This window comes from Citrobacter sp. wls613 (assembly GCF_005281195.1).
Lineage (GTDB): Bacteria > Pseudomonadota > Gammaproteobacteria > Enterobacterales > Enterobacteriaceae > Citrobacter > Citrobacter gillenii.
On record NZ_SZXN01000057.1, the window covers coordinates 124,304 to 146,181 of the forward strand.

At 54.2% G+C, this 21,878-nt stretch carries 21 protein-coding genes; 10 read left to right on the plus strand and 11 right to left on the minus strand.

Going from position 1 to position 21,878, the window contains the following annotated elements; all coding sequences use genetic code 11:
• Positions 1-239 precede the first annotated feature (239 nt).
• From cysG to tsgA, 5 genes are all read right to left on the minus strand, one after another.
• A complete protein-coding gene (gene cysG / locus FDX01_RS12890) occupies positions 240-1,613 on the minus strand; it encodes a siroheme synthase CysG (RefSeq protein WP_096759290.1) in 1,374 nt (457 codons plus the stop codon).
• Positions 1,614-1,624: 11 nt separating this feature from the next.
• Positions 1,625-2,434, minus strand: a complete 810-nt coding sequence (nirC, locus tag FDX01_RS12895) for a nitrite transporter NirC (RefSeq protein WP_115257313.1) — start codon at positions 2,432-2,434, stop codon at positions 1,625-1,627.
• Between the two features lie 173 nt (positions 2,435-2,607).
• Positions 2,608-2,934 carry a nitrite reductase small subunit NirD gene (gene nirD, locus FDX01_RS12900; protein ID WP_115257314.1) on the minus strand — a complete coding sequence of 109 codons (327 nt, stop codon included), beginning with the start codon at positions 2,932-2,934 and terminating at the stop codon, positions 2,608-2,610.
• The gene (gene nirB / locus FDX01_RS12905) at positions 2,931-5,474 is read right to left on the minus strand and encodes an NADPH-nitrite reductase large subunit (protein ID WP_096759293.1); all 2,544 of its coding nucleotides are present in this window, start codon (positions 5,472-5,474) and stop codon (positions 2,931-2,933) included. Before nirB ends, nirD begins: the two co-directional genes overlap by 4 nt.
• A 272-nt stretch (positions 5,475-5,746) precedes the next feature.
• Positions 5,747-6,928 carry an MFS transporter TsgA gene (gene tsgA, locus FDX01_RS12910; protein WP_115257316.1) on the minus strand — a complete coding sequence of 394 codons (1,182 nt, stop codon included), beginning with the start codon at positions 6,926-6,928 and terminating at the stop codon, positions 5,747-5,749.
• 264 nt (positions 6,929-7,192) lie between these two features.
• Between tsgA and ppiA the strand changes: the two genes are divergently transcribed.
• From ppiA to FDX01_RS12935, 5 genes are all read left to right on the plus strand, one after another.
• Complete coding sequence (gene ppiA / locus FDX01_RS12915; RefSeq protein WP_096759295.1) at positions 7,193-7,765, plus strand: peptidylprolyl isomerase A; 573 nt, start codon at positions 7,193-7,195, stop codon at positions 7,763-7,765.
• Between the two features lie 107 nt (positions 7,766-7,872).
• A complete protein-coding gene (locus tag FDX01_RS12920) occupies positions 7,873-8,040 on the plus strand; it encodes a YhfG family protein (RefSeq protein ID WP_115257317.1) in 168 nt (55 codons plus the stop codon).
• A complete protein-coding gene (locus tag FDX01_RS12925) occupies positions 8,030-8,632 on the plus strand; it encodes a putative adenosine monophosphate-protein transferase Fic (protein ID WP_117342456.1) in 603 nt (200 codons plus the stop codon). The genes FDX01_RS12920 and FDX01_RS12925 overlap by 11 nt, the downstream gene beginning before the upstream one ends.
• Before the next feature lie 31 nt (positions 8,633-8,663).
• Positions 8,664-9,227: an aminodeoxychorismate synthase component 2 gene (gene pabA / locus FDX01_RS12930; RefSeq protein ID WP_137399884.1), complete on the plus strand. Its 564-nt coding sequence runs from the start codon at positions 8,664-8,666 to the stop codon at positions 9,225-9,227.
• Positions 9,228-9,312: 85 nt separating this feature from the next.
• On the plus strand, positions 9,313-10,530 hold the full coding sequence (locus FDX01_RS12935; protein ID WP_137399885.1) for an aspartate aminotransferase family protein: 1,218 nt from the start codon (positions 9,313-9,315) through the stop codon (positions 10,528-10,530).
• Between the two features lie 99 nt (positions 10,531-10,629).
• Here the strand turns inward: FDX01_RS12935 and FDX01_RS12940 are convergent, their stop codons facing one another.
• Together FDX01_RS12940 and crp are read right to left on the minus strand one after the other, a co-directional pair.
• A complete protein-coding gene (locus tag FDX01_RS12940; protein ID WP_115257320.1) occupies positions 10,630-12,717 on the minus strand; it encodes a YccS/YhfK family putative transporter in 2,088 nt (695 codons plus the stop codon).
• 51 nt (positions 12,718-12,768) lie between these two features.
• Positions 12,769-13,401 carry a cAMP-activated global transcriptional regulator CRP gene (gene crp / locus FDX01_RS12945; protein ID WP_000242758.1) on the minus strand — a complete coding sequence of 211 codons (633 nt, stop codon included), beginning with the start codon at positions 13,399-13,401 and terminating at the stop codon, positions 12,769-12,771.
• A 309-nt stretch (positions 13,402-13,710) separates the two neighbouring features.
• Here crp and FDX01_RS12950 point away from each other — a divergent pair, with 309 nt between their 5' ends.
• Positions 13,711-14,115 carry an OsmC family protein gene (locus FDX01_RS12950; RefSeq protein ID WP_096759301.1) on the plus strand — a complete coding sequence of 135 codons (405 nt, stop codon included), beginning with the start codon at positions 13,711-13,713 and terminating at the stop codon, positions 14,113-14,115.
• Between the two features lie 72 nt (positions 14,116-14,187).
• Here FDX01_RS12950 and FDX01_RS12955 read toward each other — a convergent pair whose 3' ends face one another.
• The 4 genes from FDX01_RS12955 to FDX01_RS12970 all read right to left on the minus strand — a co-directional run bounded on the left by FDX01_RS12955 (position 14,188) and on the right by FDX01_RS12970 (position 17,148).
• Positions 14,188-15,057, minus strand: a complete 870-nt coding sequence (locus FDX01_RS12955; protein WP_096759302.1) for a phosphoribulokinase — start codon at positions 15,055-15,057, stop codon at positions 14,188-14,190.
• Positions 15,058-15,109: 52 nt separating this feature from the next.
• The gene (locus tag FDX01_RS12960) at positions 15,110-15,328 is read right to left on the minus strand and encodes a YheU family protein (RefSeq protein WP_096759303.1); all 219 of its coding nucleotides are present in this window, start codon (positions 15,326-15,328) and stop codon (positions 15,110-15,112) included.
• Positions 15,329-15,330: 2 nt separating this feature from the next.
• Positions 15,331-16,347 (minus strand): hydrolase, encoded by a 1,017-nt coding sequence (locus FDX01_RS12965; protein WP_117342453.1) that lies wholly within the window; start codon positions 16,345-16,347, stop codon positions 15,331-15,333.
• A gap of 81 nt (positions 16,348-16,428) precedes the next feature.
• Positions 16,429-17,148 (minus strand): NUDIX domain-containing protein, encoded by a 720-nt coding sequence (locus tag FDX01_RS12970; RefSeq protein WP_117342452.1) that lies wholly within the window; start codon positions 17,146-17,148, stop codon positions 16,429-16,431.
• 192 nt (positions 17,149-17,340) lie between these two features.
• Here FDX01_RS12970 and prs point away from each other — a divergent pair, with 192 nt between their 5' ends.
• The 4 genes from prs to FDX01_RS23800 form a co-directional block, all read left to right on the plus strand.
• Entirely contained in the window at positions 17,341-18,201 is an 861-nt protein-coding gene (prs, locus tag FDX01_RS12975; protein ID WP_137399886.1) for a ribose-phosphate diphosphokinase, read from the plus strand.
• Positions 18,202-18,215: 14 nt separating this feature from the next.
• Positions 18,216-19,706, plus strand: a complete 1,491-nt coding sequence (locus tag FDX01_RS12980; RefSeq protein WP_137399887.1) for a nicotinate phosphoribosyltransferase — start codon at positions 18,216-18,218, stop codon at positions 19,704-19,706.
• A gap of 194 nt (positions 19,707-19,900) precedes the next feature.
• A complete protein-coding gene (gene mdcA / locus FDX01_RS12985; RefSeq protein WP_062775702.1) occupies positions 19,901-21,556 on the plus strand; it encodes a malonate decarboxylase subunit alpha in 1,656 nt (551 codons plus the stop codon).
• On the plus strand, positions 21,556-21,878 hold a 323-nt coding region (locus tag FDX01_RS23800), incomplete at its 3' end, for a triphosphoribosyl-dephospho-CoA synthase (protein WP_249360968.1). The genes mdcA and FDX01_RS23800, both read left to right, overlap by 1 nt.

A 21,878-nucleotide genomic window follows, 5' to 3' on the forward strand; every position in this document is an offset into this window, starting at 1 on the left:
TAATAATCCCTATCAATCAATAAAATATCAGTATGCCAATTCCATATGCTTCGAAAAACACGTAGTGAATTAAGCTTGCTATATATAACGTGACCAGGAAGTTATTACTTGTTCTTTTAACTTAATAGTAGGTTTAAGAATTTTTAAATAATAATAATTGATGATGAGTAAAGATGAAGGATAATGACTGGAAGAGTAATCAAAAGACGGCGCTATGCAGAAAACATAGCGCCTGAATATTAATGGTTTGAGAACCAGTTCAGCTTATCGCGCAGGCCAACCACGCGACCAACAATGATCAGCGCCGGGCTTTCCACCTGTTGCGCCAGTTCACCGAGTTGCGTCAGTACACCATTGACAACGCGCTGTTTCACGGAGGTCCCGTTTTCGACCAGCGCAACCGGCATGTCTGCTGGCATCCCAAACGCGATCAATTTTTCCTGGATAGTGGCCGCCTGATTCAGCCCCATATAGAACACCAGCGTCTGTTTTTCTGCTGCCAGGTTTTCCCAGTCCAGCTCGCCGCCGGTCTTCAGGTGTCCGGTGACCAGGCGTACGCTCTGGGCGTAATCACGATGCGTCAGCGGAATGCCGGAATAGGCAGAACAGCCGGACGCCGCGGTAATACCGGGAACAACAGAGAACGGGATACCTTCGTGGCACAGGGTTTCCAGCTCTTCGCCACCGCGACCAAAGATGAACGGGTCGCCGCCTTTCAGGCGCACTACGCGTTTGCCCTGTTTCGCCTGGTTCAGCAGGATCTGGTTGATCTCTTCCTGCGGTACGCAGTGATAACCCGCACGCTTGCCGACGAAAATACGATCGGCATCGCGACGAACAAGGTTCATGATGTCATCGGAAACCAGGCGGTCATACACCACGACATCGGCCTGCTGGATCTGTTGTAGTCCTTTCAGCGTCAGCAGTCCGGCATCGCCTGGGCCGGCACCAACCAGCACTACTTCGCCACGATGGTCCAGCGGTTCGCTGAGCATCTGCTCGGTCGTTTCTTCTATTGCCTGCCGATCGTCGTTTGCCAGAGACTGCGCCAGCCTGTCGTTAACAAACAGCTTTTCCCAGAAGCGGCGACGTTCACCCATACTGGCGAACTGCTTTTTCACCCGGGAACGCAGCTGTCCTGCATACTGCGCGACCTGGCCCAGATGCTGTGGCAACACGGATTCGAGCCTTTCACGCAGCAGTCGCGCCAGAACAGGAGAGGTACCGCCAGAGGAGACCGCCACCATCAGTGGTGAACGGTCAATAATGGAGGGCATGATGAAACTGGCCGCTTTTGGGGCGTCGACCACGTTACAGAAGATGCGACGTGATTCAGCGGCGTTGCTGACGCGAAGGTTGACGGCATCGTCATCGGTGGCGGCGATCGCCAGCCAGCAGGAGTCGAGTAGGGCTTCGTCAAACGGCCCCTCAACCAGCGTCAGCATGCCTTCATTTGCCCATACGGTGAACTGTGGAATAAACGCTAGCGCATTAACCGTTAAACGGGCGCCTGCTTCCAGCAGTAACCGCGCTTTGCGTTCTGCGACATCACCACCGCCGACGATCAAGCAGTCGCGGTCACGTAGTTGACAAAATATAGGCAAATGATCCACGACATTACCCCTTAATTATTGGCAGCAGCCTCAGTTTGGTTGATTTTTGCCGGAACGGGACGCTCCGATTTTGGCGTAGCATACCAATAACCCAACCCCATGAATACGACACCGGACAAAGTATTACCGAGTGTCACCCACAGCAGGTTATGGCCAATTCCGGACAAGGTATAGGCATCGCTGTGATGACCGAACCAGGAGAGCGCAAATAGCGTCATGTTGGCAACGGAGTGTTCATAGCCGGAAGCGATAAACGCCAGCAGGCACCACCAGATGGCGAGGAACTTCGCCGCACCTTCAGTACGGATCGCCATCCAGATTGCCAGGCAAACCAACCAGTTACACAACGCACCTTTAAAGAACAGTACGCTGGCAGGGGCTGTAGTTTTCGCCAGGGCAACGCTATGTACGATGCTGGTATCGACCGGCAGCAGGCTACCGCCACCCCAGCTGTACAGCAGGGCGACGAACACGGAACCGAGCAGATTTCCCAGCCAGGTTTGCGGCAGAATGGCCCACATCTGACCGTGGCTGATGGTGCCCGCTTTGACGCCAAGCGTCAGGAACATGGTGTGCCCGGTAAACAACTCTGAACCGGCAATAATCACCAGCGTTAAGGCAATACCAAAGGTTGCACCCATCACCAGAGGGCGTACGGATGGATCTAGCAGATTGCCGAGAGTGAAAATAAGAATGATGCCGAGACCGACATAAGCGCCCGCCATGGCGGAACTGACCCAGAAACCGATTGGGTTGTTGGCCGACAGGCGTGCAATGCGCGCAGCGTTAGCCGCACACTTATTGATAGTGTCTGTAAACATGTGTTTGATTATCCTTGAAGAACAAAAAGTAAAATAAAATCGTAACCGTAGGCCGGATAAGGCAGTTATGCCGCCATCCGGCAATGTGCCTGATGGCGCTACGCTTATCAGGCCTACTAAAAAGGCCTACCAATACGTCTAAAAAGGGAGGCATTGCGCCTCCCAATAATTTACTAACCGCGCAACTGCACCATGCCGTCTTTCACCCGGGCTTCGTAGTGCGCCACGGAATGACTTTCGTCCTCCATGCACAGACCGTCGCTGAGGCGGAAGCGCTGTTTTTTCAGCGGGCTGGCAACCCATAGCTCGCCCTGGTGCTCAGCAATAATCCCGCGTGAAAGTACGCTGGACTGGAAGAACGGGTCGATGTTGCTGATCGCAAACACCTGGTCGCTGTGATAAGGACGGAAAATCGCGACTTGCTCTTTACCTAACAGGGCGCAGACGCCTGTTGCAGGCAGAATGTCATCGATTTTGCAGATGTTTTTCCACTGGCTCATGCGTTTTCCTCCACCAGAGTGACCGGGATACGCTCATACGGCGTGGCCGGGCGATGTTGTTCACGTTCAGGCACAACCTGGACATTCGGATCGCGTTTATCGCTGTTAATAAAGTGCTTGAAGCGAACCTGCGCGGACGGCGTGTTGACGGTTTCTGTCCACTCGCATACGACGGCTTCACGCAGACGCGCCATCTCTTCTTCCAGATGCTCGTTCAGGCCCAGTTTGTCGTCAATGATGACAGACTTCAGATACTCGATGCCGCCTTCCAGGTTATCTAACCACGGTGCGGTACGGGTCAGTTTGTCCGCAGTACGGATGTAGAACATCATAAAGCGGTCAAGGTATTTCATCAGCGTTTCACGGTCGAGATCCGCTGCCAGTAGATCCGCATGGCGTGGTTTCATCCCGCCGTTACCACAGACGTACAGGTTCCAGCCTTTTTCAGTGGCGATGATACCCACGTCTTTACCTTGGGCTTCTGCGCACTCACGGGTACAGCCAGAGACGCCAAACTTCATTTTGTGCGGGGTACGAATGCCCTTGTAGCGGTTTTCAAGCTCAACGCCGAAGCCTACGCTATCGCCGACACCATAACGGCACCAGGTGCTACCCACGCAGGTTTTCGCCATACGCAGCGCTTTAGCATACGCATGACCGGTTTCGAAGCCCGCTTCAATCAACTGACGCCAGATTTCCGGCAGGTCATCTTTTTGCGCGCCGAACAGACCAATACGCTGAGAACCGGTGATCTTGGTGTACAGATTGAACTCACGAGCGATACGGCCCACTGCAACCAGACCTTCCGGGGTAATTTCGCCACCGGCAGAGCGTGGGATAACGGAGTAGGTACCGTCTTTCTGGATGTTGGCCAGGAAGTTGTCGTTGGTATCCTGCAGCGGCGTGTGCTGCGGCTTGAGGATGTATTCATTCCAGCAGGAGGCCAGCAGGGAACCGACGGTTGGTTTACATACTTCGCAGCCGTAACCTTTACCGTGTTTCGCCAGCAATTCCTCGAAGGTTTTAATGCCTTCCACGCGGATGAGATGGAACAGTTCCTGACGTGAGTACGGGAAGTGATCGCACAGGTTGTTGTTGACTTCGATGCCCTGTTTCGCCAGTTCGGCATTCAGCACCTGGGTAACCAGCGGAATACAACCACCGCAGCCAGTACCGGCTTTGGTTTCGGCTTTCAGCGCTGCAACGGTGTGGCAGCCTTTGTTAATGGCGGCAACCAGCATGCCTTTGGTGACGTCGAAGCAGGAACAAATCTGCGCGCTGTCCGGCAGTTTATCCACGCCGATGGACGGCTTACCGCTGCCTGAGTGTGCTGGCAGGATCAGTGAGTCCGGGTTTTCCGGCAGTTCGATGGCGTTCAGCACCAGCTGCAGCAGGTTGCCGTAATCGCTGGTGTCACCCACCAGAACCGCGCCCAGCAGCGTTTTGTTATCTTCGCTGACGATCAGGCGTTTGTAGACTTCTTTACTTTCGTCGAGGTAAACGTAGCTACGGGCGCCCGGTGTACGCGCATGTGCGTCGCCGATACCGCCGACATCTACGCCCAGCAGTTTCAGCTTGGCGCTCAGGTCTGCGCCTTCGAACGCGTTTTTGCTACCGAGAATATGGTCAACGGCGACCTGCGCCATTTTGTACCCCGGTGCGACCAGGCCATAAACGCGGTCGTTCCAGCTGGCGCATTCGCCGATAGCGTAGATATCCGGGTCAGAGGTCTGGCAGGCGTCGTTGATCACGATACCGCCACGCTGTGCCACATCAAGGCCGCACTGGGTTGCCAGTTTGTCGCGCGGGCGAATACCGGTGGAGAAGACAATGAAGTCGACTTCCAGTTCGCTGCCGTCGGCAAAGCGCATGGTTTTACGCGCTTCAGTGCCTTGCTGGACGATCTCTTTGGTATTTTTGCTGGTGTGCACACGCACGCCCATGCTTTCAATTTTGCGACGTAACTGCTCGCCACCCATCTGATCCAGCTGTTCAGCCATCAGCATCGGGGCAAATTCAATCACGTGGGTTTCAACGCCTAAGCTTTTCAGGGCACCTGCGGCTTCCAGACCCAGCAGGCCACCACCGACAACGGCGCCGCGTTTACTGCGACGAGCGCAAGACTCAATGGCGTTGAGGTCTTCAATGGTACGGTAAACGAAACAGTCCTGCGTTTCCGAACCTTTAATTGGCGGGATCCACGGGTAGGAGCCGGTTGCCATGATCAGTTTATCGTAATAAACCGTACGACCAGCGCTGGAGTGGATCACCTTCTCCTGGCGGTTGATGGTAATCGCGCGTTCGCCGACTAATACCTTCACGCCGTGCTTCTCGTAGAAGCCTTCACGCACCAGAGACAGCTCTTCAGCAGTGTGGTGAGAGAAGTAAGAAGACAGGTGTACGCGGTCGTATGCTTTGCGGGGTTCTTCACAGAAGACGGTAATATCAAACTTGTCCGCATCGGATTTATCAAGAAGATCCTCAATAAAGCGATGGCCGACCATACCATTACCGATAATAGCGAGTCTGACTTTGCTCATTTTTGCCTCGATTTCTTTTCTATTACTGCCTACCTTAACGATTCAGCAACCCCGCTTATTGATACAAATCAATTTCGCCCTTATATACTCCTTAAGAGGTATATAACTGATTTGTCAGCGTTTTTATAAGTCACGGAATTGACAGGCTTTTCATGTTTGTATGATTAGCGTACAAATTAAGGGGTTTTAGTGTGATATAGGTCAGGATCCTAAGGGTTAGAAAGGGGAGTGATAAATGCCGGATAATCAGAGCCGCTATCCGGCATTCAGGTTTACTGCACAGCCGGTGCGTTATGCTGGCGATGACGCGTGACAAACCCAAGGATAAAGCACATCACGAATACCACGGCATACAGGCCATTCGCGGTTTGTAGTGCGGCCAGAGGACCGCTGTGGGCAACGATCGGACCCGTCACCACGAAGGTTAACATGGTCCCAATGGTGCCGCAGGTCAGGACGAAGTTAACCAGCTTCGGTGAGGCCACTTTAGTCTGCTGGGAGCCGAGGGTGATAATGGTGGTATAGATGGCGCTGGAGAAGAAGCCCAGCGTCAGGATGAACCACGGCATGTGCTCTGGCGTACCGGTGATGAAGAGATACATCAATACGGTTGCCAGTCCTGCCAGCACGGTCAGGATACGCTGCAAATCAAAGAAGCGCAGGATAAAGCTAAACGCCCACATACCCACCATGTAGGACATCCAGAAATCGCTGACCAGTTTACCTGCATCGTTCAGGCTCATGCCGAGGCTTTTGGCGTATTCCGGTACCCAGGAGATAAAACCCAACTGACCGAGGATGTAGCACAGCGCGGCGATAGACAAAAACAGCACACCAATGCCCCACTTCTCTTTCGCCACCGGTGTTTCCGGTTGCTGCGCGTGTTTACCCAGCGCCGGGAACTCACAGCCAAAGGTCAGCAGGAAAATGGCGACGTACACCAGGCCGATACAGGCGTAGACCCAGTACCATTCGATGCTACGTGCCAGCAGGTACGCGGCAACCATCGGGAAAATCATGCCCGCCATGCTGAAGAAGGAATCTGTAAACAGCAGGCGAGATCCACGCTGGCGACCTTCATACATCTGGGTGACCAGGAAAGTACCAATCGACATGGTGATCCCGCTGACGACCCCCAGAACAAACATGGCGGCGGAGAACAGCGCCAGGCTATGCGTGAGCATCAGTCCGGCGACAGCCAGCAGCATCAGAATAAAGCCAAAACGTAGTTGCGTTTTCAACGGGACAATTTCCATCAACCACGCATTCAGAAAAATAGAGATCAGAATACCGGCATTCAGAAAGGTGAAGGTGTTACTCATACTGGAAACGGGCAAATGGAAATAGTCTGCGATGTTTCCCATCACCATCCCGGTGACAATAACCAACGCGCCTGTCAGGGCGTAGGAGAGAAAGCTGATCCATGTGAGCTTGATACGATTGCTGTTAGTCATGACTGGCCTGTATAGAAGTGTAAGGCGCATTGAAGGCGCCGTGAGCGGGCGGATTTTAGGCGTTTTGTTGATGTATTTAAATATTTTTTAGCAACTGCTGTTTCTATTACATATTTCAATGTGATCATGATCACATTGATGCGCGTTGCAAAGCATTTACATTTGTTTCAGGTTCGTAAAATTAAGTAAAGGGATGGCCTTGTCATGGAAGGCTCTTTAGAATCAATTCACTTGCTTCATTTCTGCTCTTGTAAAGGAATTCTCATGCTCAAATCGACTCTGGCGGCTGTTGCAGCTGTTCTCGCTCTTTCTGCCCTCTCTCCCGCAGCACTGGCAGCGAAAGGTGACCCACGTGTACTGCTGACGACCTCTGCTGGTAACATTGAGCTGGAGCTGAACAGCCAAAAGGCCCCGGTTTCAGTGCAAAACTTTGTCGATTATGTAAATAGTGGTTTCTATAACAACACCACGTTTCACCGTGTGATCCCTGGGTTTATGGTACAGGGCGGCGGTTTTACCGAGCAGATGCAGCAGAAGAAACCTAACCCGCCTATCAAAAATGAAGCCGATAACGGGCTGCGCAATACCCGTGGCACCATTGCCATGGCGCGGACCGCAGACAAAGACAGCGCGACCAGCCAGTTCTTTATCAACATTGCGGACAACGCTTTCCTCGATCACGGCCAGCGTGACTTCGGCTATGCCGTTTTTGGTAAAGTGGTGAAGGGGATGGATGTCGCGGATAAGATAGCTCAGGTACCGACCCACGACGTCGGCCCTTACCAGAACGTTCCGTCCAAACCGATTGTTATCCTGTCTGCGAAAGTCCTGCCGTAATCGTATTTTTGCGCGGGCGGTTCCTGCCCGCGTTCTCTCCCTTCTCTGCGTAACCCGAAATTGCTGCTTATACTTGTGGCAAGTGCTGGCTCATTCAGGGAGGTCACGTGAAAAAACTCACCGATAAACAAAAGTCCTGTCTTTGGGAGCAACTGCGAAACGGCAATTTCCAGGCTAGCCGACGTCTGGAAGGCGTGGAGATTCCACGGGTTACGCTGAGCGCTGAAGATGCCCTGGCGCGCCTTGAAGAATTGAGGAGGCACTATGAGCGATAAATTCGGTGATGGGCGAGATCCCTATTTGTATCCGGGCCTGAACGTGATGCGTAATCGTCTCGGGGTCCATCAGGCCCAGCGTCTGGCGCAGGCGGCCTACGAATTGACGGCGCTGCGGGCGGCGACGATTGGGCTGGGCCCGCTAAAACGCGGTCTGCCGCATCTGTGCGCTATTCATCGCCAGCTCTATCAGGATATTTTTGACTGGGCGGGCCATCTACGCGAGGTCGATATTTACCAGGGCGATACCCGCTTCTGCCACTTTGCTTATATCGAGAAAGAGGGCAACGCGCTGATGCAGGACCTGGAAGACGAGTCCTGGCTGGTAGGGCTGTCGGCGGATAAGTTTATCGACCGACTTGCGCATTATTATTGCGAAATTAATGTGCTACACCCATTTCGTATTGGCAGTGGTCTGGCCCAGCGTATTTTCTTCGAACAGTTAGCGGTTCATGCCGGGTATATGCTCAGTTGGGAGGGTATCCCGGTCGAAGAGTGGAATCAGGCCAACCAGAGTGGTGCGATGGGCGACCTGTCGGCGCTGCGGGCGATATTTCGTAAAGTGGTAAGCGAAGCCCGAGAAACTGGGTAGAATAGCGCGGTTTTTCTGTACCGGAGCCGCCATGATCCTGCTTATCGATAACTACGATTCTTTTACCTGGAACCTGTATCAATATTTCTGCGAACTGGGCGCAGAGGTCCTTGTCAGGCGCAACGACGAGCTGACGCTGGCGCAAATTGATGCGTTAAGTCCGCAAAAAATCGTTATTTCCCCCGGTCCCTGCACGCCGGATGATGCCGGGATTTCGCTGGATGTCATCCGTCACTATGCGGGAATAACCCCGATGCTGGGCGTCTGTCTGGGCCACCAGGCGATGGCGCAGGCGTTTGGTGCCAGCGTCGTGCGGGCGGCGAAAGTCATGCACGGTAAGACCTCCCCGATTACGCATACCGGGCAGGGCGTTTTTCAGGGGCTGGCGAACCCGCTAACGGTGACGCGCTACCACTCTCTGGTGGTTGCACCTGAGACGCTGCCGGCCTGCTTTGAGGTAACGGCCTGGAGTGAAACGCAGGAGATTATGGGCATTCGCCACCGCGAGTGGGATTTGGAAGGCGTGCAGTTTCACCCGGAGAGTATCCTCAGTGAGCAGGGGCATCAACTGTTGGCTAATTTCCTCAATCGGTGATTTGTAGTTGCTATTCAGTGACTTTTTATTCATATTTTGTGATTATAATTTCACTAGCATTTCTGCTTAACTGGGTGGTAATGACATGGCAACTGAACAAACTGCAATTACGCGCGCGACATTCGATGAAGTGATTCTGCCGATTTATGCACCGGCAGAGTTTATTCCGGTCAAAGGGAAAGGAAGTCGAGTCTGGGATCAACAGGGTAAAGAGTATGTTGATTTCGCGGGTGGTATTGCAGTTACCGCGTTAGGGCATTGCCATCCGGCCCTGGTCGAAACGTTAAAAACGCAGGGCGAAACCCTGTGGCACACCAGTAACGTTTTCACCAATGAGCCTGCACTGCGCTTAGGCCGCAAAATCATTGATGCGACCTTTGCCGAACGCGTGCTGTTCATGAACTCTGGCACTGAAGCCAACGAAACCGCCTTTAAGCTGGCACGCCACTATGCCTGCGTCCGCCATAGTCCGTTCAAAACCAAAATTATCGCCTTCCATAATGCGTTTCATGGCCGCTCGCTGTTTACCGTTTCCGTCGGTGGGCAGCCAAAATATTCTGACGGCTTTGGGCCAAAACCGGCGGACATTATCCATGTACCGTTTAACGACCTGCATGCGGTAAACGCGGTGATGGACGATCACACCTGCGCGGTGGTGGTCGAGCCAATTCAGGGCGAAGGGGGTGTTATGGCCGCCACGCCGGAATTCCTGCAGGGCCTGCGCGAACTGTGCGATCAGCATCAGGCATTGCTGGTGTTTGATGAAGTGCAGTGTGGTATGGGGCGTACCGGCGACCTGTTTGCCTATATGCACTACGGCGTGACGCCGGATATCCTGACCAGCGCCAAAGCCCTCGGCGGCGGTTTCCCGGTGAGCGCGATGTTGACCACTCAGGAAATCGCTTCTGCGTTCCATGTCGGTTCGCACGGTTCAACCTACGGCGGTAACCCGCTGGCCTGTGCGGTTGCAGAGACGGCGTTCGATATTATCAACACGCCGGACGTGCTGGACGGTGTTCAGGTCAAACGTCAGGCATTTGTTGCGCATTTACAGAAAATAGATGCTCAGTATGACATTTTTAGCGATATTCGCGGTATGGGGCTGCTGATTGGCGCGGAGCTGAAGCCGCAGTTCAAAGGTCGGGCGCGTGATTTCCTCTACGCCGCTGCTCATGAAGGCGTTATGGTGCTGAACGCGGGGCCGGACGTCATGCGTTTTGCGCCATCGCTGGTGGTGGAAGAGGCGGATATCGATGAAGGGATGCAGCGCTTTGCGCAAGCGGTGGCGAAGGTGGTGGGCTGATTGGTTGATTGCCGGATGGCGGCGTAAACGCCTTATCCGGCCTACAGGGTAAGGTGTGATTCGTAGGCCGGATAAGCGTAGCGCATCCGGCAGTCGATCTTAACCTTTCATATCCCGCAACCGGCGGCTCAGCCAGATACCGTGGTGCGGGCGTTGACGCCATGCCACCGACGAAATGGTGTGCATGGTATTCAGATGCCCCAGTATACGTTGCAGATGTTGCTCCAGGGTACTTAATGGACCGTGGGACAGCATCTCCGACGACTCGAGAATGTTCACATCACCGGAGCTCCCCGGCCCGTCATATTCCAGCCGCTGCTGACAACGCTGAATCGCAATTTCACAGGACTGCAGATACCGCTGCGCCAAATCCGGCGTCAACATAGTGTGTTCCCGGGCCAGCGTGGTCATCGCGTTAATGTGTTCGACGATGAACTGGCTGTGTGTGACCCACAGTTTCATATCGGCCAGATAGTGCGAGTTGAATCCCGGCTCCTGCATTGCCTGGTTCAGTGAGTTAAACAGCGTGTTATGCGCCTGGTTGACCCGCATACGCTGATACGCCAGCGGTGTGGCCTGTGGATCGTTGCTGAGGATCAGGCGAATAGCTTCCTGGTCGGCTTCCAGCGCATCGTGGGCGTTTTTGCGCAGCAGGCCGCTTTGCCACTGTGGCCACAGCCAGAGCGTGCCGCCAAAGGCAATCAAACAGCCCAGCACCGTATCGACAAAACGCGGCACAATAAACTGTTCTCCGTTCAGCGTCAGCAACTGCAGGGTATACACCGCCGTAACCGTAAACCCGACGGTGGCCCAGCCGTAGTTTTTGCGCATGATCAGATAGCTGACGAGGGTGATGACCAGCATGGCAGCCAGCGTAAACCCTTCCGGAATATGAAAGTGCAGCGTGACGCCGGCAATCACCAGCCCGACAAGCGTACCCAGCGAACGATGCAGAATGCGTACCCGCGTGGCGCCGTAGCCATTTTGCGTGACGAACAGGACCGTCATCAGGATCCAATAAGGTTTGGGCAGGTGTAAGGCGCTGCCCATCAGGCTGGCGATGCTCAGCATGACGCTGATACGCCCGGCATTACGCAACGCGGGAGATTTCAGCGACAGATAGTTTTTCAGGGCCGGGAGTAACGGCAGGCGGCGCTGTTTGTCGGCCATTAAATCTCGGGCATACAGCGGACGCTGGGTGCGCAGCACGCGGGCAATGCGGCTAAAGTGCCAGTAGCAAAACTGCCCGACCGGGTTTTCCGGGTGCTGGTTGGCAATTTTCTCCAGCGTGCCAATCTGTTTTTCCATCGAAAAGCGTGTTGGTAAGCGGTGATACAGAATGTCATCTGCCAGTACGCGTAACCGGTCGGCGACGGTGCGCGCATTCCAGCGAATCACCTGTTCTGCATGACTGCGTTCGACCAGCTTCTGCACCTCTTCTGGTTGATGCAGGCTGACGGAAATATGCTCCTGCAAATCCAGCGCCTCCTGAAAGGCCCGTAGCAGGCGTTTGTACTCGTTGTTGTGATGCGCCGACAGCATATGCATTTGCTGATAGCACTGGGTGATCAGATCCACCGCTTTTTGCTGGCGAACCAGCAGCGGGGGCAGCGCTTTTTCGGGATCGACGTGCTGGGTTAGCAGGCTGTATTTCGCTTCACAGTAATCGGCCAGTTCGCGATATAACAGGCTGAGCGATTCGCGCAGCGGCTGCTCACGCCACAGCCAGAACCAGAACCAGTTGAACGCGCCGTACCACAAAGTTCCCAGCGCATAGATCAGCAGCGGTTCCCAGACCGGCATGTTGCCAGCCAGGCTTAGCGTGAAAATTGCCGCAATCAGTGAGGCGGGCAGCAGTCGTGCATGCAGCGGGCTTAACTCGGCGGTCACGCCGAGAATCAGCGTCAGGCCGGTAAGGATCAGCGGGAGCGCAATGCTTTCTGCCAGCAATAGCTGCATGATCAGGCTGCATCCGGCAAACAGTGACGCGCCAATAACTAAGCGTTTAAAAAATCGCTTATGCGGGGTATCAAGACCGGCAATATTGCAGCAGGCGGGGACGAGGGAGAACAGCAGCCCCAGATGAAGCTGACCGATGATAAGACCGACAGCCACGGGTAAACACAGCACCAGCGTTTGTCGTAGTGCGTAGTTGATCTCGGGGTGATAAATCAGTCTTCGCCACATCGGTGCAAACAAAAATGGCGCATTACCAGGTAACGCGCCATTTCGACGAGGTTAACGCGTGCCGTAGACGACGATGGTCTTACCGTGCGCGGAGATCAGGTTCTGATCTTCCAGCATTTTCAGGATACGACCAACGGTTTCACGGGAGCAGCCAACGATCTGGCCAATTTCCTGACGGGTGATTTTGATCTGCATGCCGTCCGGGTGGGTCATCGCGTCAGGTTGTTTCGCCAGGTTCAACAGGGTCTGGGCGATACGACCGGTGACATCCAGGAAGGCCAGGTTGCCCACTTTTTCGGACGTTACCTGCAGGCGACGAGCCATCTGAGAAGACAGGCGCATCAGAATATCCGGGTTAACCTGGATTAATTGACGAAATTTTTTGTATGAAATTTCAGCAACTTCACATGCGGTTTTGGCACGTACCCAGGCGCTACGTTCCTGGCCTTCTTCAAACAGGCCTAATTCACCAATGAAATCGCCCTGATTCAGATAAGAGAGGATCATTTCTTTCCCTTCTTCATCTTTGATCAGCACTGCCACTGAGCCTTTAACGATGTAATACAACGTTTCCGCTTTTTCACCCTGGTGAATCAGCGTGCTCTTCGATGGGTACTTATGAATATGGCAATGAGACAAGAACCATTCGAGAGTCGGGTCTGTTTGCGGTTTGCCAAGCACCATGCGCGGTTATCCTCTGTTATAAGCTGTCTCCAGAGTCAGAACACGACGCTGCCTCTGGGGTTGCAAAAATATGCTTCCCGCTACCTGGGAAAGGGGCTGCTAAAAAGTGAACTGCAGCCTGTAATGTGATGTCCTCTGCATACATGCAGTACGTCAATGTATTACTGTAGCATCCTGACTGTTTTAGCATAGCTTTCGCCGTGTGTCTCCTGGTGTCTCGCTTCAGCATGACTCAGGTCGCCTTCCGTTGCGAGAATTGTTATGTACGCGTAATCTGTCAGGAAAATTGAAACATTGGAGTTACGAAATATGCAAGCGCGTGTAAAGTGGGTTGAGGGGTTAACCTTCCTCGGTGAGTCCGCCTCAGGCCACCAAATCTTGATGGACGGTAACTCCGGTGATAAAGCGCCGAGCCCGATGGAAATGGTACTCATGGCTGCGGGTGGCTGTAGCGCCATTGATGTGGTGTCGATCCTGCAAAAGGGTCGTCAGGATGTGACCAACTGCGAAGTGAAGCTCACTTCCGAGCGTCGTGAAGAAGCGCCGCGTCTGTTTACCCATATTAATCTGCATTTCATCGTTACCGGCAACGATCTGAAAGACGCTTCGGTGTCTCGCGCCGTCGATCTCTCCGCGGAAAAATACTGCTCCGTGGCGCTGATGCTGGAAAAAGCGGTGAATATTACCCATTCCTATGAAGTGATTGCCGCGTAATCCCTGATGCCGGATGGATGATGTTGATTTGTAGGCCCGATAAGCGTAACGCCATCGGGCACTTCCCACGCTTCACTCGATTTTTTTGCCTTCCATCAGTCGCTGGACCAGCGGCAGCATAATCAATTCCATCGCCAGCCCCATCTTGCCGCCCGGCACCACTAATGTATTGATATGGGAAATGAATGAGCCCTGCAGCATCGCCAGCAGCCACGGGAAGTCGATGCCTTCCAGATTACGAAAATGAATCACTACAAAGCTTTCATCCAGTGACGGAATGCTTTTGGCGGCAAAAGGATTGGAGGTGTCGACGGTCGGTACACGCTGGAAGTTAATATGCGTACGGGAAAACTGCGGGGTGATGTAATTAATGTAGTCGTCCATTGAACGTACCACCGAATCCATTACCGCCTCGCGGGAGTGACCGCGCTCGCTGGTGTCGCGGGTCAGCTTCTGGATCCACTCCAGATTGACGATCGGTACCACGCCGACCAGCAGATCAACATGCCGCGCCACGTTTTGCTGCGGCGTCACCACGCCACCGTGCAGGCCTTCATAGAATAAGACGTCTGTGGGTTCAGGCAGCGGCTGCCACGGGGTAAACGTTCCCGGAACCTGATTCCACGGTACGGCCTCATCGTAGGTGTGCAGATATTTTCGTGACTGGCCTTTGCCGGTCTGGCCGTACTCGCTGAAGGTTTGTTCCAGCAGGCCGAAGTCGTTGGCTTCGGGGCCGAAGTAACTGATGTGTCGCCCGGCGTCGCGCGCTTTGCGGATCGCCATGTCCATCTCCGGACGGGTATAGCGGTGAAAACTGTCGCCTTCCACCTCGGCGGCGCGCAGATTTAACTGGGCGAAAATTTTACGAAACGCGAGGCTGGTGGTGGTGGTCCCCGCGCCGCTGGATCCTGTTACCGCAATCACCGGATGTTTGGCAGACATAATAACTCCATGGATAGGTTAGTTTTTATTATAGTCAGCCGCCGGCTGCGGGTTATTCGCGAAACTGTTTTCGCGGCATAATGTTGACCGTTTCATGCAGTTCTGACCATACCAGTACAGCTTCGCCAGATTGTAACTGGCGTCGGACGTCGGCGACTTTTTGTTCGAGCGAACGTTCATGTTCACCATAATCGGTGCCTTCGCGCAAGACAAAGCTTTCAATCAGATTGTCCAGCGCTTCAGGGGATAAGTCCTGCCAGGGGATCTGCATGATCATGCCTCCAGATACGTTGTCAGCCAGTCGGGGATACGGGATTCCAGCCACATCTCAGGATGGCGCAGCGTGCCGCTAATAAACCCGACGTGTCCACCGTGCTCGGTTAACTGATATTCCACCTGTGAGGGCAGATTTTCCGGTTTGGGGATCACGTGGTGATCCATAAAAGGATCGTCCTTGGCGTGAATAATCAGCGTCGGTTTGGCGATCAGGTTGAGTAGTGGCATGGCGCTACACTGACGATAATAGTCTATCGCATCGGCAAAACCGTGGATTTTGGCGGTGATCAGATCGTCAAAGTCACGAATGCGGCGCAGGGACTTCAGCTGTGCCAGGCTTACCGGCAGCGAGCCAGGATAAGCTTCGAGCTTACGCGAGGCATTGGCTTTTAACAGATTAAGCAGATAGCGCTGGTAAACGCGGGAGAACCCTTTTTCCATATGATAGCTACAGGCCTCCAGCACAAAGGGGGCGGAGACAATAACCGCGGCATCAATCGGGATAGCGTTCCCTTCTTTGGCCAACAGGCAGGCCAGCATGTTGCCACCGAGCGAGTAGCCGACCGCTGCGGTTGGCACGCGGCCGAACTCGCGCTCCAGCCAGCGTAAAAACCAGGTACCGTCCTCGGTCTCGCCGGAGTGATAAATGCGGTTCAGGCGATTCGGCTCGCCGCTGCAGCCGCGAAAATGCATCACCACGCCTAACCAGCCGCGCTTTTGCGCCGCCTCAATCAGACCGTGGGCGTACGGACTGTTCAGGCTACCTTCCAGACCGTGAAAAACCACCAGACGCGGTTTGTGCTTCGCCTGATGCGGATCTTCACTCCATGCCAGATCGACAAAGTCGCCGTCGGGTAATTCCAGACGCTGCCAGTGGGCGTCGAACTTCACCTTACGGCGAATTAAACGCGGCAACATGGTTTGCAGATGGCGATTACTGATCCCGCGCATCGGGCGGAATTCTCGCGAATCATCGGCAGGGAGATTCATTTCTGTTGGAGTGATTTCAACCATAACACCAGAGCAATTAATCATCGAAAACAGCAACTATACCGCGCACAGAGCCTGCGGATTAGCCAATATGTGATTTTGTACTTATTCAGCCAGCAGGTTACGTGAGAAAAGATGAAAATCCACACCCGGTTTACGTCGCCACAGGCGGGCTTTCCGCGTGCCGGTGGCCATGCTTTCACCGGTATCTTCAAACATATCTGAGGCCTCAAAGCGGCGGATCAGGCTTTTGCGCTGAATCGGCTGGCCGAGGATAACCTCTGTGGCTTCCTGTAGCTGACCATGGGTAAAGGTATCCGGCAAACAATAAACGGGCAGTAAAGAATACTTCGTTTTTTGCCGCAGCCGGTTCAGGGCGGCATCAATGATCGCCTGGTGGTCGAAGGCCAGCGGATAGTCGGCAAGCTTATCAACCGGGACCCAGCGGGCATCGCTGACGCTGGCAATATGCGGTTCGCAGTCCACCCAGGCGATCAGCGCAAACCAGGTGACCGTCAGGCTCCAGCCACGCGGGTCACGATCTGGCCCGGAAAATGTGTCCAGCTGTTCCAGCCACGAAGGCGAAACGCCTGTTTTTTCAGTGAGTTTACGCAGCGCTGTGGCGCGAGTGGAATCATCGTGTGCCATATCAATAAAGCCGCCGGGTAATCCCCAACGTCCTTTCTGCGGCTGGTTTGCCCGTTCGACCAGCAGCACGCACAGCGCCTGTTGATGCACGGTAAACAACACGCTATCCACCGTTACCAGCGGGGAGGGAAAGCGGCGGGCATCGTACTGATTCAGGTAGTCGGCTTCGGTGGTCATAAGGTACTCACGATGATGTGCAACGCTGCCAAGTGTACCAGCCCGGTATCGGTGGGCAAGGTACGTTTTTTTTCCATTGATTATCAGTTGATTAGCGCACGTTCAAAAATACTTTATTTTATGCTTGCTTAATAATTGTCTTAGGGACATTATTAATTGTGTCGAAGGGACACAATTTAAAGGGGAAGCGAGATGAGAGTAAAATTAACCTTAACGCTGGATGACCAGGCTTACGCTATTGCCAGCGGTATTTTTCCTGATGGGGCCGTCTGGTTGAAAGTCACCGACGCGTTGCCATCCTTCGCTCACCAGATGCGCATTCGTGCCACGGCGATGCGCGATATGAACGACTTTATGCTATTGGCGCAGTTGGTCGACGCGGTGCGCCATCAGACCGATGTACGGGTCAGCCATCTTGAACTTCCCTGGCTGCCGTGGGCGCGCCAGGACCGACATATGGTTGCGGGCGACAGCTTTGCGCTGAAGGTTTTTGCCCGTCAGCTCAATACGTTGCAGTTCGACAAGGTGAAGGTACTTGATCCACACAGCGACGCGGCGGCAGCGGCTATCGATAATTTCATCACTCTTCCCCAGGAGGTCTGTCTGCTGCAAAGCGCGACCTTGCAGCGCCAGTTCCAGCAAAATGCGCTGATGCTGGTGGCTCCTGATGCCGGAGCATTAAAGAAAATTGATGCTGTCGCCAGAGCCGCAGGGACTGCTGAGTACGCCATTTTGAGCAAAAAACGCGATGTCGCCAGCGGCAACCTGACGGGTTTCGCGTTGGTTGCCGGGGATGTTAAAGGCCGGGATGTGCTGATTGTCGACGACCTGTGCGACGCTGGCGGCACCTTCATTGGCTCTGCCCAGGTTTTACGTGATGCCGGCGCGCGCAGCGTCAGCCTGTACGTCACCCACGGGATCTTTTCTAAGGGCGTTGAGCACCTGTTTGCCAACGGCATTGACGCCGTTTACACCACCACATCGTTAGCGTCCTCTACGCTGGCCCATCCGCAGCTTGAACTTATCGACATTGACGCGATTTACCGCGCCTGAGGGAGACACCTGTTATGAAAATGAATCCAATCTTGGCTATTGATGGCTACAAAGTGTCTCACCGCGTGCAGTATCCGCAGGGCACCAGCCGGGTCTATTCCAACTTTACCCCGCGCAGCGATCGCTTTTTCTCGTCGCCGTTGCCGGATGGCAAGCTGGTGTTCTTCGGTCTGCAGGGTTTTTTGCAGTGGTTTTTGGTTGATTTGTTTAACGAGGCGTTCTTTGCCCGACCGCAGGAAGAGGTGGTCAGTGAATACAAGCAGGTGATGGACGGGTATCTGGGAAAAGATGCCGTGGCGGTTGATCACATTCGTGCGCTGCATCAGCTGGGCTATCTGCCGTTGCACATTAAAGCACTGGATGAAGGCAGCAAAGTCCCGATGGCTGTGCCGGTATTAACCATCATCAATACTCAACCTGAGTTTTTCTGGCTGGTGAATTACCTCGAGACGGTACTGTCGGCGGAGCTGTGGAAAGCGTCAACCAATGCCACCATCGCACACCACTACCGCAAAATCTGTGCGCATTGGGCAGAAAAAACCTGTAGCGATATGACGCACCTTGACTTCCAGTGCCATGACTTTTCGTTTCGCGGTATGTCAGGATTGCAGGACACCATGCAGGCGGGCGGCGGGCATCTGCTGAGCTTTAAAGGCACCGACAGTATTCCGTCGCTGCTGTACGCCCGTGATTACTACACCGACGGCGAGGCGTATTTCATCGGCGCCAGCATTCCAGCCACCGAGCACAGCGTGATGTGCATGGGCGAGCGTGAACACGAGATCGAAACCTTCCGTCGTCTGATTGCCGATCTGTACCCGCAGGGATTTGTGTCGATAGTTTCCGATACCTGGGACTACTGGCAGGTGCTGACGGAGTATACCCGGGAACTGAAGCACATCATTCTGGCGCGTGAGGGGCGGGTGGTGTTCCGCCCGGACAGCGGTAACCCGGTCGATATTCTGTGTGGCACTGGGTTAGATGACGATAACCGTGCCGAACGTACGCCAGAGGAAAAAGGTTCCGTGGAGGTGCTGTGGGAGATTTTTGGCGGTACGGTAAACGCCAAAGGGTATAAGGTGCTCGACCCGCATGTAGGGCTGAGTTATGGCGACTCCATTACGCTGGAGCGGGCGAATGAAATCTTGCGTCGCCTCGAGGCTAAAGGCTTTGCCAGCTCAAACGTGGTGTTCGGGGTGGGATCGTTTACCTATCAGTACAACACGCGAGATACCTTTGGCTTTGCGATGAAAGCGACCTGGGGAGAAGTGAACGGTAAAGGCCGGACCATCTTTAAGGAGCCGAAAACCGACAATGGTCTGAAACGCTCTGCCCGCGGGCTGCTGCGCGTTGCACGTGATGAGCAGGGCGAGTTACGACTGCATGATGAACAACGTTGGCAACAGGAGCAGGAAGGCGAGCTGAAAACCCGCTTCCTCGACGGTAAGCTTTATCACCGTCAACATTTCGACGATATCCGCCAGCGCCTGGCGGCGCAAAAATAATTTCCTGCAAGCGGGTAGCGATACCCGCTTTACTTACCCCGCTTAAATTGATCCTCATCACAAATCGTTACTTCAATTATTACTCTCAAGCTAATGATTCACGCCTACGCTTAATTGATGACTTTCTCACCAGAGCGCACACTCTTTCCAGTGTTAAGCAATCAAAAATGATTCGCTGAATCAGGAGGTTAATAATGTTATCTGGGCAAACGCCAGCTCGAGTCTGGAACACCCGCCGCACAGAAAAACAGCGGCGTCTGGCTTCCGTTCCGGTGCAGGGCAAGGTTCTGCCGACCGCAGACCTGACCGCGATGCTGGAATTACTTATCGCGCCGGGTGACCGCGTGGTATTAGAAGGGAATAACCAAAAGCAGGCAGATTTCTTATCTCGCATGCTGGCTGAAGTTAACCCGCAAAAAGTGCACGACCTGCACATGATTATGCCCAGCGTCGGACGCAGCGAGCATCTGGATATCTTCGAAAAAGGTATCGCTCGCAAGCTGGACTTCTCTTTCTCCGGTACCCAAAGCCTGCGTATTTCGCAGCTACTGGAAGATGGTCAGCTGGAAATTGGCGCCATCCACACCTACATCGAACTTTACTCCCGTCTGTATGTTGACCTGTCACCAAACGTGGCGCTGATTGCCGGTTTCAAAGCCGACCGCAAAGGTAACCTCTACACCGGGGCGAGTACCGAAGATACCCCGGCGCTGGTTGAAGCCGCCGCATTCCATGACGGTATCGTCATCGCGCAGGTTAACGAACTGGTCGACGATGAATGCGACCTGCCGCGCGTTGATATTCCGGGCTCATGGATTGATTACGTGGTCGTCGCCGATAAGCCGTTCTTCATTGAACCGCTGTTCACCCGTGACCCGCGCCTGATCAAACAAGAACATATCCTGATGGCGATGATGGCCATTAAAGGTATCTACGCAGAACACCAGGTCCAGTCGCTCAACCACGGTATCGGCTTTAACACTGCGGCAATCGAGCTGCTGTTGCCGACCTACGGCGAACAGCTGGGTCTGAAAGGCAAAATCTGTAAACACTGGACGCTGAACCCGCATCCAACGCTGATTCCTGCTATCGAAAGCGGCTGGGTTGAAAGCGTGCACTGCTTCGGCGGTGAATTAGGGATGGAAGAGTACATCCGTGCCCGCCCAGATGTGTTCTTCACCGGTGCCGATGGTTCAATGCGTTCTAACCGTGCTTTCTGTCAGTTGGCGGGTCAGTACGCGGTCGATATGTTTATCGGTTCCACTTTGCAGGTTGATGGCTATGCCAACTCCTCAACGGTCACCCGTGGACGCCTGTCTGGTTTCGGCGGCGCACCAAATATGGGCCATGACCCGCACGGCCGTCGTCATGCAACACCTGCATGGCTGAACATGATTACCGAACCTGACCCAATGCAGCGCGGTAAAAAACTGGTTGTTCAGATGGTTGAAACCTTCCAGGCCGGCGTGAAACCGACCTTCGTCGAGAAACTTGATGCGGTTGAAGTCGCCAAAACCTCCGGGATGCCGCTGGCACCGGTGATGATTTATGGTGATGACGTTACCCACGTCCTGACCGAAGAAGGGATCGCTTACCTCTACCGGGCAAAAGATCTTGAAGAGCGCCGGGCGATGGTGGCTGCGGTTGCCGGGATCACCGACATCGGTCTGGGCGTTGATGCGAAACGCGTCGCTGAGCTGCGTCAGAGTGGCAAGGTGGTGTATCCAGAAGATATGGGCATTCGTCGTACCGACGCGACCCGTTCTCTGCTGGCCGCCGGTAGCGTGTCCGATCTCGTTGAATGGTCTGGCGGTCTTTACAACCCACCTGCGAAATTCCGGAGCTGGTAATGAAACTTCTGTCCCCGATTCAGGTTGAAGGCGGTGCCGAATGGCTGGCGCGAACCGCCACGCAGTGTCTGATTGACGAAGCGCGACTCAGCCCGAAACCCGGTCTGGTGGACAGTCGGGGGAATGGCGCGCATCACGACTTGTCGCTTGCGTTAATGGAGCGTTCTGCGCACAGCCTGACCTCTACATTTCAGTCGTTGGCGCAACAAAGCTGGCAGCGTCCAGCGGATATTGCGCTCAGACAAACCATAGGGCGACTCGGTCGCGAAGGCGAGCAACAGATGATGGCGGCCACGGACGGTGTGAACACCCACCGTGGCGC

Coding starts and splice junctions, on each gene's coding strand:
- nirC (WP_115257313.1), bottom strand. CDS start 2,434: ATGTTTACAGACACTATCAATAAGTGTGCGGCTAACGCTGCGCGCATT.
- nirD (WP_115257314.1), bottom strand. CDS start 2,934: ATGAGCCAGTGGAAAAACATCTGCAAAATCGATGACATTCTGCCTGCA.
- nirB (WP_096759293.1), bottom strand. CDS start 5,474: ATGAGCAAAGTCAGACTCGCTATTATCGGTAATGGTATGGTCGGCCAT.
- tsgA (WP_115257316.1), bottom strand. CDS start 6,928: ATGACTAACAGCAATCGTATCAAGCTCACATGGATCAGCTTTCTCTCC.
- ppiA (WP_096759295.1), top strand. CDS start 7,193: ATGCTCAAATCGACTCTGGCGGCTGTTGCAGCTGTTCTCGCTCTTTCT.
- FDX01_RS12925 (WP_117342456.1), top strand. CDS start 8,030: ATGAGCGATAAATTCGGTGATGGGCGAGATCCCTATTTGTATCCGGGC.
- pabA (WP_137399884.1), top strand. CDS start 8,664: ATGATCCTGCTTATCGATAACTACGATTCTTTTACCTGGAACCTGTAT.
- FDX01_RS12935 (WP_137399885.1), top strand. CDS start 9,313: ATGGCAACTGAACAAACTGCAATTACGCGCGCGACATTCGATGAAGTG.
- FDX01_RS12940 (WP_115257320.1), bottom strand. CDS start 12,717: ATGTGGCGAAGACTGATTTATCACCCCGAGATCAACTACGCACTACGA.
- crp (WP_000242758.1), bottom strand. CDS start 13,401: ATGGTGCTTGGCAAACCGCAAACAGACCCGACTCTCGAATGGTTCTTG.
- FDX01_RS12950 (WP_096759301.1), top strand. CDS start 13,711: ATGCAAGCGCGTGTAAAGTGGGTTGAGGGGTTAACCTTCCTCGGTGAG.
- FDX01_RS12955 (WP_096759302.1), bottom strand. CDS start 15,057: ATGTCTGCCAAACATCCGGTGATTGCGGTAACAGGATCCAGCGGCGCG.
- FDX01_RS12960 (WP_096759303.1), bottom strand. CDS start 15,328: ATGCAGATCCCCTGGCAGGACTTATCCCCTGAAGCGCTGGACAATCTG.
- FDX01_RS12965 (WP_117342453.1), bottom strand. CDS start 16,347: ATGGTTGAAATCACTCCAACAGAAATGAATCTCCCTGCCGATGATTCG.
- FDX01_RS12970 (WP_117342452.1), bottom strand. CDS start 17,148: ATGACCACCGAAGCCGACTACCTGAATCAGTACGATGCCCGCCGCTTT.
- prs (WP_137399886.1), top strand. CDS start 17,341: ATGAGAGTAAAATTAACCTTAACGCTGGATGACCAGGCTTACGCTATT.
- FDX01_RS12980 (WP_137399887.1), top strand. CDS start 18,216: ATGAAAATGAATCCAATCTTGGCTATTGATGGCTACAAAGTGTCTCAC.
- mdcA (WP_062775702.1), top strand. CDS start 19,901: ATGTTATCTGGGCAAACGCCAGCTCGAGTCTGGAACACCCGCCGCACA.